Raw genomic sequence first — 10,318 nt, forward strand, 5'->3', positions numbered from 1 at the left:
CGTTCGTCCTGGCCGACACCCTCCGTCATGAGTACACGCATTGGCGCCCGTTGCCGCTGCTGTCGCGAGACACCGCGGAACTCAAGGCGGTGATCCGTGACCGAGAGCGGATCATCTTGTCTCAGCGCAGTGTCGAGTCACAGCTGCGTGCTGTTCCCGACACGTATCATCCTGCGCCGCTGCACCTGTTCTCGACGCTCGACCGGGATATCACCCTGGACTTCCTCGCCGATTATCCGACACCCGCGCAGGCCGCTCGCGTCGGAGACAAGCGGATGGACGCGTTCTGCCGCCGACACGGCTACACGGGTCGAGTTCCAACCGACCAGCTCGTGGAACGGCTCCAGCCGCACCTGCTGGCGGCGTCGGAGGGTACTACCGCGGGCAAGCAGTTCACCGCGCAACTGTTCGCCTCGCAGCTGCGGTTGCTGAACCAGCACATTCGGGCCTGCAATAAACGGATCGATCAACTTCTCGATGTTCACCCGGATGCGCCGATTTTCCTCAGCTTCCCGGGCATCGGGCCGGTCGTCGCGGCCACATTGATCGCCGAGATGGGTGACGACCGCTCCCACTACCCAGACGCGCGGGTCCTGCTCGCCGAGGCCGGCCTGGCGCCGGTCACGCGCGCCTCTGGGCGCATGCATCAGGTCCGGTTCCGTTACGCCTGCAACCATCGAATGCGTCACGCCATCGACTGGTGGGCTTTCGTCTCCACCCGCGAGACCGACTGGGCCGCCAACGCCTATGAGCAAGCTCGAGCCCGTGGCCACGGCAAATACCGCGCTTTGCGTGGTGTCGGAGCCCGCTGGGGGCGGGTTCTCTGGCGCTGCTGGCAGGACAACACCATCTACAACCCGGAAAAGCACTCCAGCGCCGCAGCGGCCTGACCGCTACTTTCAGCAACCCGCGTGTCCACGACGCCACGCGGGCCGCAGTCATGCCATCAGAACCAACCCTCTCCGACCTCGCTGACAGCCTGCCAGTTGACAGCGGGAGTCTGCATCATCCATTTGATCCGCAACACCTTCCGGCTGGCCGGCCGCCAGCACTGGGACGCGCTGCGCCGGGATGTGAAACCGATCCACCGCGGTGAACGCCACCGCGGCCCGGGCAGCGCTCGACGAGCTGACCGAACGCTGGGGCTCGAAATACGGGGCCATCATCCGCCTGTGGAACAACGCATCGGAGGAGTTCATCCCATTCCTCGACTACGACCTCGAGATCAGGCGGGTGATCTGCTCGACGAACGCGATCGAGTCGCTCAACGCCGGCTACCGGCGCGCGATCAAGGCGAGAGGTCCTTTCCCCACCGAGCAAGCCGCCCTGAAATGCCTGTATCTGGTGACTCGCTCGCTCGACCCGACCGGCGCCGGTCGGGCACGATGGACGATGCGCTGGAAGCCCGCGGTCAACGCCTTCGCGATCACCTTCGCCGACCGCTGGCCCAACGCCCAAACCTACTGATGGAGATCGCCGCAAACACCGTTAGCGAGATAGACCCGCCGCGACTTTATTGAGTTTGACTCAAAGTCAGTAGCGGCGTACAGTAAGGTGCGCATTTCGGGCAACGATGCCCAGCGGGTTGTGTTGTCAATGGATACGTGGTGTCACGAGTGCCGGGCCTCGGTGTTGTCGGCGACGCTGCGGCGAACATATTCCATCCAGCCGGTGAAGGCGGGCCGTCTTCGATGGTCTTCGATGCGGAACTGGTTTCTATGATGACTGCATTACAACCTCTTGCCTACGGGTATCTACGCGATGACTTGATCGGCGATCGCGACGGAGATTCGGTTGAAGACACGTTGCGGGCCGCTGCCCGGTCTCTCGGCTACGAGCTGGGTACCGTGTTCCACGAACCGCCGCCGCAGGGCGGATTGCTTCCACCGGCGTTCATCGAGCTGATCCAGGAATGCCGTCGTGCCGCGGCGCACGCGGTGATCACGTTGCAGGGGCATCTGTCGAACATGTCGATGTCCCGGATGGTTCTGCACGAGGTCCTGCACGTACGCGCCGAGGCCATCGTCCACGAAGTCAAGCACTGAATCTCCGAGCCGCCTAGGTTCTGTCTCCCAATCGACCGAACAGGGTGTTCGGGATGTCTCGGTGGTTGCATCATGTCGGTTGTGTCGAGGCTGGCGGATGATCGGTATCAGGTGTTGACGGACAAGCAGTGGGAGTTGCTGGAGCTGCTGTTGCCGAAATCCGAAGGGCGAGTGGGTCGTAACTTCACAACAACTGGCTGGTAGTGGAGGGGATGCTGTACCGGTTGCGCACGAGTTCGCCGTGGCGGGACCTACCTCGGGAGTTCGGGCCGTGGCAGACGGTATGGAAGCGGCACCGCCGCTACGCCGCAGACGGCACATGGGATCGAGTGCTGACCGCGCTGCTCGCGCTGGCCGATACCACTGGTGATCTGGACTGGGTGGCCTCGATCGACTCCACGATCGTGCGGGTGCACCAGCACGGCGCGGGCGCCAGACACGACTCGGTGTCAGGGTTATGAACCTGCTGACCACGCTATCGGGCGCTCACGCGGTGGTTTGACGACCAAAGTCCATCTGGTCGCCGACGGTCACGGCCGTGGCCTGGCGGTGCTGCTCACATCCGGCCAGGCCGGCGATGCACCGATGCTCGCGCCGTTGATGGAGGCGGTCGCAGTACCCCGCCTCGACGGCGGCCCATCACGGCGCAACCCGCAGGTCGTGATCGCCGACAAGGCGTACTCATCCGCCGCCAACCGCGCCTTGCTGCGGCGCAAACGTATCCGCACCGTCATTCCCGAACGATCCGACCAACTCGCCCACCGCAAACGCAGAAGTCGCCGCGGTGGGCGGGCACCTGATTTCGATTGGGAAACCTATAAGCGGCGCAACGTCATCGAACGTGCCTTCAACAAGGCCAAGCACTGGCGTGCGGTGGCCACCCGCTATGACAAGTTGGCCATCACCTACCGCGCCGGAGTCGTCCTGGCCCTGATCATCGAATGGCTCAAGTCATTGGCAGACACAACCTAGTTCTCTCACCTCTATGCGCGGGTTGCCCGGACCACTGTCGAGCCCCGGGTTGAATGGAGAGTTTGTTAGTTGGTTTCGAGGTTTGCCGTGACCGGACCGGTCGCGGCGTGTGGTTGTTCGTACTCGGCAGGCGGAACGTGGCCGGGCTCTCGGTGAAGTCGACGGTTGTCGTACCAGTCGATGTACTCGGCCACCGCGATCTCGACGTCGTCGATCCCGCGCCAGGGCCCGTCGTTCGGGATCAACTCGGCCTTGAACAGTGAGTTGATCGCTTCGGCCATCGCGTTATCTCTCGTCCGCAGAGCGCAAGGTGAAAGCGGAACCAGTAGGGCCAACTGGCTCCAATGCAGCAAACGAGTATGCAGATGCCGATCGGGGATCTCATTAATAAAATCTAGAAAGCCGTGAGCTTTCATCGCTGGCGAACATCACGTCCGGCATTGCGCCACTTACCGCCCCAAGGCCTTGAATGGCCGGTCATCTGGGCCGGTTCGGGTGTAGGCACATCCGCGCGCAATCGGCGAGGTAATGACCTAGTCATGGCGGGCCCTCATAATCCGGCGGAGCTGCCGAGTCAGCGTGGTCCAGAATCGGCTTTTGATCGAGGAAGGCGATGATGGTGTCAAGGACGATTTCCGGTTTGTCCTGATGCATATTGTGACCAGCCCCCGACAAGTATAGCAGCTTACTATTGACGAGACGATTTTTATAATCAACTGCGGAAGACCACGACAGATAGTCGCAGGAGGCTTTGATAATCAATGTTGGTGTTAATATCCCAGCCAAGTTGCCACGCATGTCTGCTGGCTCCATAGCTGTCGCCGACTGAGGATACTGGGCTGCATAGAAGCCGGTTCCTTCTACTGGCTCATTCGTGTGCGGTTCACTGCAGTGCAAGGCCGGGGCGGCTCTTTGCAACACAATGTCGTTCCGAAAATCTGCCTCTTCGTCTGAGAAGTAGGCATGTGCGGCACGAGGATTTACCTGTAGTAATGCATATGCGGTCAATGCCCTAGGAAAGGCGACGCTACGATATAAGCGCAGTCGCTGGGCGATATCGAGCCTGTCGATCACCCTATCGCCACTTCGGTCACGAGGATCCAATGGCATCGGTGACATGAGAATCAGCGCCGCAACCTTATCAGAATTTTCCACAAGATATTGCGCCGCCACAGCTCCGCCGTAAGAATGTCCGATAAGTATCATTCGATGCAGACCAAGAGACTGTCGGAGTGCTTCGAGATCCGCAACGTCCCGTCCTCTAGAGTAGCCCTGCGGATCGCCCAAACGTGACGAGGCTCCGGTGCCGACTTGTGCGTATAAATAAATATCCGCGCCATACTGCGTGAGCGGCTCGAACACGCGCCGATTCGCCGCTAAGTCAGGAACGCCGGGCCCGCCGTGCAAGATCATAATCGGCGTTCTGGTTGAATGCCGGGCAGCGAGTTTGAGTACTGCTAGTTTAGCACCGGTGGGAAGTGTGACGATGTTGTAGCCGTTCGGGAGCTCCGTTTCCGGGCGGGGCCCCGGTAGGAGCAGCGCAGCACCGCCAAAAATTGTAAGCGTTGTGATGGTAAGTGCCGTAATTCTGCGCCGCGACGATCGAGGTATGATTCTTCCTGAGGCCAGAATTCCGAAGGCAAACGTAGTCCAGCCTGTCCCCAAGAACAGTACTGGGCGGTCCGTCACCGTGGCTGAGAGGAACATCGCCACCATACCCGCAAGCGATGCAAGCAGAGTGAATGCACCGAAAGCAGTGCCCCGCCGCCAGGTGAGACTCTGCGAAACAGCCCTGGTAGAAGGCATGGATATCACCGCACCTGCTGAGGTTCTTCGCCTTGCCGATTTCGCGCGGGAGCACGACGGCAATAAGCCCCTTCGAATGTGCGCTGTCGGACGCCCGCCTCGTTTGACAGATCAAAACGAGCATGGCCGGTCGCGATACTGGTTCCGGAAAGCATACAAACCACCTTGTTGAGCGTCATCGCCTCGAACCAGCCGGTCGCCTAGGCCGTCGCCGCGCTTCGAAATCGACGATGGAAAGAAACAGCCTAGGGACGTGTAAAATTATGTCTCGCCGTGACGCCAGGGACAACTTGCGGAGCACTGCGGCCACCTGAGCATCAACAGTACGAATGGAACTGCCGCGGCGTGCGGCAATGGCGCTATTAGGCCATCCGGCTGCTGCGAGAATCGCAATTTCGGACTCGGCCGGCGATAGCACGTCCCATTCAGTACCTACGGAAACCTCTTGCGGAGCGCAAAGAGTAACAGGCGGTTGGTCATTTAACTCCGAGCAAACACGGCCGGGGGGAGTTTGTGAGTGAGGCAATTCTGTCGGTCGGTCGGCCGACATCTCCGACCGCCAGGCAAGCGCATCTATTGCGACAATGAGTTCAGCAGAGGACCATGTTTTCTCCGGTTCGAGTAGAATCGCCGTGCGCAGATTCTGAAGCAGTGTCGGCAGCGCTCGGTCGAGACGCTCATCGAGCGCGGGAACGCAGTTATGCTTTGACTTCACGCGCTCGCCCCGGGAATCCCAATCGTATCGAGCATCGCGGACAGCCCGGCTATCGAATTCAATTGTGAGCAACTGACAAACCTCCGCTCGCGCCAGTGTATTATTCGTCATCTACCCCCCCGCGCCAGTGTATTATTCGTCATCTACCCCCCCTGCATTATCAACATGGTGACTGGTACAACCTTATGACAGTTAATGGCGCCACCGCCGACACTGACCTCAGGAGTCGGTGGCCCGACGAACAAGTAGAGTCGAGGTTCGATGGGCGTTGTCGGGGCATAATCCATGGATATCGTGGGCAGTCGCAATGCGGATAGGAGGTGTAGACGAAGGAAGATGCTCGGGAGCGTGCTCCGGTCGTGATGGCACGACGATGAAATGTACCCCAAGGTATGTAGACCTTCTTATGAGGCATGTATACATGCCTCTGCGAAAGGTACAGAGACAAATTGCCGCATCGCTGCAGCCATTCGCCGACGCACCCACCATGCAACAAGTGGCGTAACTGGACGAAGCCAAGCTTTGAGGACCAGCCAGCCCGACAACACGTAGTCGGTGCCTTTGTCGCAAGCGCGAAATTCGTTACGGAACCATCCATGGTATAGTGGTTTACTCTCCATCAACCCAATACAGGTCGGCGATATGAACACCAACGTATTAGGAACGACACCGGCAGTGCGGTGAGACACCTCGACGTCTACCCAGTTCACTCCCCGCTCGATTACATGAGCCGCCTTGATGGTTTGAGAGAAGATGTCCTGCCAGCAATCAACTCTCACATATAATTCAGCTGCGACATCTGGTCTAGCCTCAAGGCGCATGGCCACTACTGCTCGCAGCGATGTGGCGGGCGGAACGAATTCCCGCACGGATGTCGCGGATTCAACGCTCACGCCACATGTACTGCCAGCTCGAATGCGATCTTGAGAAATGTAGAGGGCAGGCTTTGCGGCTCGCCCAAAAGAGAGGCGTCGTTTAGGAATGAAGATTTCAATCACCCCAATTGCACCGGATATAATACGCGCCAACTGCAACCATACCTTGATGCCGATATCTAGTCCCAGCGATATACATTCTTCAGGTGACCGCGGTCGATTTCGATCCAGCCGCAGGCCTACCGAGGCTCAAGACACCTCGACTGCATCCGGCTGCAGCTGAGCGGAACCTCATTGAGATGCGAAGCCACCAAACCACTGCGACAGAACCGGCTTCGGAGAACCGCTATGCAGAAGGCCACACCTCTGGAGCGCTTGCAGCCCACTGGACTCCTTCCCGCATGTCTCTGCTCTTGACCGTACAACTCGGTTGGAGCCGAGATCTTCGCACCGCTAACGCTTCTATCGAGGTGGACTCAACTCTAGGGGTAGCCTTCCACGCCGCCAACAGCGCCGACATGGGGGAAATGCCTATGATGAAAGCGTCGTGCAGCGAACCCCGGGTGACTTCGCCCCGGTCGGAACGTTGCGATCATGCTCGTCGAGTCGGAGGTTCCATGCAGGTCGCCGAATCCAGCAGTGATCAGCCAGCCAGGCTGCTGGGCCGGGACACGGAGTTGGCAGAGGCAGAGGCAGCGCTGATCGCTGCCGCCGACGGTGACGCCCGTGCAGTCGCCATCGTTGGAGAGGCGGGCATCGGTAAGACCCGGCTCATGGCCGAACTAGGTCGAAGGGCCGCCGCGGCGGGATACACAGTCGTCGAAGGCCGGGCCACCGAACTGGAGAACACGATCCCATTCGGTCTCGTTGTCGAGGCCTTGAACGATCACGTTCTAGCGCTCGGGAACAGAGCTATTCGAGGTTTGCGGCCGGACACGATCGCAGACTTGGCACTTGTACTGCCGGCCATCTCCAAAATCTCCGCCGCGAGGCCATCACAGCGGCTCGCGGCAGAGCGATATGAATATCACCGCGCCGTGCGGTCTCTTCTCGAACACCTCACGCGCAGCGCTCCGGTTCTGCTGTCACTCGATGACGTGCATTGGGCCGACTCCGCGTCGGTCGAGTTGATCGCATATCTGCTTCGCAAGCCGGCAAACAACGTGCTGCTAGCTCTGGCCTTCCGGCCCCGACCATTGATACCCGCTCTGCGCAACGCGCTGGAGCAGGCCGACCGCGCGGGCCTACTGACCCGACAGGAACTCGCTCCACTGACCCCCGCTCAAACAGCCACACTGCTGGCACAGCCGGTGGATGCAGCCATCGTCGCGGAATTCCACCGTGCCACCGGAGGCAACCCGTTTTATGTAGAACAACTCGCTAAGACTGTATTTTCGAGCGATCAGCGCAGCGGTAATATCTCAGGCAGTGTCATAGACACGATAGATATACCGTCACGACTCCGTGACACGGTCGTTTTGGACTTGAGCCGCCTTTCCCGACCGGTCTCAAATCTAGCACAGATAGCTTCGATCGTCGGTGACCCATTCGAAATCGACATCGTCAGCGATATCGCAGGCGACGAGCTGGAAGATATAGAACACCACCTTGACGCACTCATCGCGGCGGACCTGATTCAACCGATAGTGGGCAGCAAGTCGTTCCGCTTTCGTCATCCAATTGTTCGTCGAGTTGTCTACGATAACACCCCGGCTGCGAGCCGACTGATCATTCATCGCAAGATTGCAGCGCTACTGTGTCGGCGCGGCGCTTCGCCAAGCGCGCGAGCGCATCACCTTCAGCGCTCCGCCCGGCAAGGTGACGAGACTGCGATCGCGACGTTGGTAGAAGCGGGCCGTTCGACCGCAGACCGAGCGCCGGCAACAGCAGCCGGATGGTTCGAAGCCGCCACGGCACTCCTGCCCGACGAGATTGCGTCAGATAAACGCCGCGAACTTCTGATCGCACAGGCATCGTGCCTCGCCTCATGCGGTCAGCTCCGCGACAGTCGCGCGGCACTCGAACAAGCACTGCAGCTTGCGGCTGATTCTCCCGGTGAGCGGGCTCGCATCGTAGCCATGGTCGCTCACGCCGATCACGGTTTGGGGCGTGCCGACCAGGCACACCGACTCATCACCAGTACCCTGGAAGCAGGATCGGCGGGTCGCCCCAGTGCAATTCCTTTGCAGCTGATCCTCGCCGAGAACCTTTTGATGAGGGGCAAGTGGGGTGACGCTGTCCACGCAGCCCGGCATGCCCACGCCCACGCATACCGGCTCAGCAATCACGAGATGCATGTGATGGCAGATGCCTGGCTGGCCTGGGCAACCAGCTATGTGTGCGATGCAGAGGAGACCTCCCGGCTGATCGACCGGTCTGCGTACGAACTCGACAAACGCGACGCCGATCTTTCTCCGATACTCATCGACTCGTTGGTGAAGCTGGTTTACGCGGAATTCGTCACCGACCGATTTCGTGCGGCAGGAAGTCACATCGAGCGCGGTCTACAGGTCGCGCGCACAACCGGCCACAACCACTTCTTCAGCCGCTTCCTGCTTATAGACGCCGCTGTCAAGTTGCTGCAGGGCAGACTGATCGACGCACTGACATCCTCTGAAGCGGCAGTCGAAGCGGCCTACGTTCTCGACAACGACCAAGCCCTCGCCACCGCCGAAGCGATTCGATGCTGGACTACAACGCTCGTCGGCGACATAACCACTGCCCTGGTTGCAGGCCGCGCCGCTGTACGAGCTGCACAGCGCCGACCTGATGCCTTGTTCGCTTGGTTGGCTTACACCACTTATGGACAGGCGTTGATCGAGGCAGGACACATTGAGGCCGGAAAGCGTGCAATCTTGTCTGCGGGCGGTCCCGAATTGTCTGATCTGCCTCCATCGGTCCGCCCATTCTGGCATCAGCCGCTGCTCGCGGCGGAACTGAAAGTCGGGTGCCTGGGCGAAGCCAAGGCCATCGCGGAGCGCATCGAAGCCTCGGCGACAGGTCTGCAGTCCCGGGAAGGCCACATGTATCAAGCTCGCAGTTGCATTTCCTTCGCAGCAGGAGACTTCTTCTCATCTGCCAACTCGGCGCACAACGCCGCAGACTGTTTCGATGAGGTTGGAATGCCCATTTGGAGCGCTCGGGCACATCTGATGGCAGGTCGTGCCCGACACGCCGCCGGTGAGACAGCCGCAGCGATAAAAGAGCTCGAGCTCGCTTACGTGACATTCTGCGACACCGGAGCAGGGCGCCTCCGCGACGAGGCCGCGAAAGAACTCCGCGGTATCGGTCGTCGTGTCCGACCTCAAGCCGCAACAGGACCATACATATCGGAATTGACCGAACGAGAAAGAGAAATCGCCGAGCGCGTAGCCCAAGGGCTGTCCAACCGCAATATAGCCGCCGATCTGTATATAAGCCCCAAAACAGTGGAAAAGCACCTGGCGCGCGTCTTCGCTAAACTAGCGGTGACATCTCGGGCGGGAGTAGCTGCCGCACTGCACCGTGCATCTGAGAATTTATAATCACCCGATACCGCGACGACCCGACCTGCATGGTATGATAAACGGTGTTACGACTTTCGAGATTCCGCATCGAAGAGCTCGGTGGCCTCTCACCGCCTCACGTTTGCGACTGACGACATGATCCCTGTGTTCGGGGACCGCGGGGTCTGGTACCTCTGCGCCGGAATGCGGTTTGGTCCGACGCTGCTGACTGAACAGGCGCGGTCGGCGATCGCCACCTCCGCATTGCGCCGTAGCGCTTCATGGTCGTGCTAGTGGGGGGTGTCCCTATGGTGTTCGTCAAGCCGCTGAGGTCGTGGGTGATCGGTAGAGTTCGCCGTGTTTGAGCATCGCGTAGAGGACGTCGCAGCGTCGCCGGGCCAGGCAGATGAGGGCGGCGTT

6 protein-coding genes and 2 pseudogenes are annotated in these 10,318 nt (G+C 60.1%); 5 read left to right on the forward strand and 3 right to left on the reverse strand.

Annotated features, from left to right (window positions below):
• Positions 1 to 50 precede the first annotated feature (50 nt).
• The 4 genes and pseudogenes from GVY64_RS35745 to GVY64_RS35760 all read left to right on the forward strand — a co-directional run bounded on the left by GVY64_RS35745 (position 51) and on the right by GVY64_RS35760 (position 3,017).
• Positions 51 to 890, forward strand: a complete 840-nt coding sequence (locus GVY64_RS35745) for a transposase (RefSeq protein ID WP_236567519.1) — start codon at positions 51 to 53, stop codon at positions 888 to 890.
• 99 nt (positions 891 to 989) lie between these two features.
• A pseudogene (locus tag GVY64_RS35750) lies at positions 990 to 1,467 on the forward strand (transposase); the annotation flags it as partial.
• A gap of 140 nt (positions 1,468 to 1,607) precedes the next feature.
• On the forward strand, positions 1,608 to 2,045 hold the full coding sequence (locus tag GVY64_RS35755) for a hypothetical protein (RefSeq protein WP_159850969.1): 438 nt from the start codon (positions 1,608 to 1,610) through the stop codon (positions 2,043 to 2,045).
• A 72-nt stretch (positions 2,046 to 2,117) separates the two neighbouring features.
• Positions 2,118 to 3,017: pseudogene (locus tag GVY64_RS35760) on the forward strand (IS5 family transposase).
• Between the two features lie 65 nt (positions 3,018 to 3,082).
• Here GVY64_RS35760 and GVY64_RS35765 read toward each other — a convergent pair.
• From GVY64_RS35765 to GVY64_RS39345, 3 genes are all read right to left on the reverse strand, one after another.
• Entirely contained in the window at positions 3,083 to 3,298 is a 216-nt protein-coding gene (locus tag GVY64_RS35765) for an IS3 family transposase (protein ID WP_159850971.1), read from the reverse strand.
• A gap of 256 nt (positions 3,299 to 3,554) precedes the next feature.
• Positions 3,555 to 4,823, reverse strand: coding sequence for an alpha/beta fold hydrolase (locus GVY64_RS35770; protein ID WP_328821057.1), 1,269 nt, complete (start codon positions 4,821 to 4,823; stop codon positions 3,555 to 3,557).
• 175 nt (positions 4,824 to 4,998) lie between these two features.
• Positions 4,999 to 5,649, reverse strand: coding sequence for a helix-turn-helix domain-containing protein (locus GVY64_RS39345; protein WP_442939684.1), 651 nt, complete (start codon positions 5,647 to 5,649; stop codon positions 4,999 to 5,001).
• 1,381 nt (positions 5,650 to 7,030) lie between these two features.
• On the opposite strand from GVY64_RS39345, the gene GVY64_RS35780 reads away from it, so the two are divergent.
• Positions 7,031 to 9,937: a helix-turn-helix transcriptional regulator gene (locus tag GVY64_RS35780; RefSeq protein WP_159850977.1), complete on the forward strand. Its 2,907-nt coding sequence runs from the start codon at positions 7,031 to 7,033 to the stop codon at positions 9,935 to 9,937.
• The last annotated feature ends 381 nt before the right edge of the window (positions 9,938 to 10,318 follow it).

It is taken from the genome of Nocardia sp. CY41 (assembly GCF_009829325.1).
Lineage (GTDB): Bacteria > Actinomycetota > Actinomycetes > Mycobacteriales > Mycobacteriaceae > Nocardia.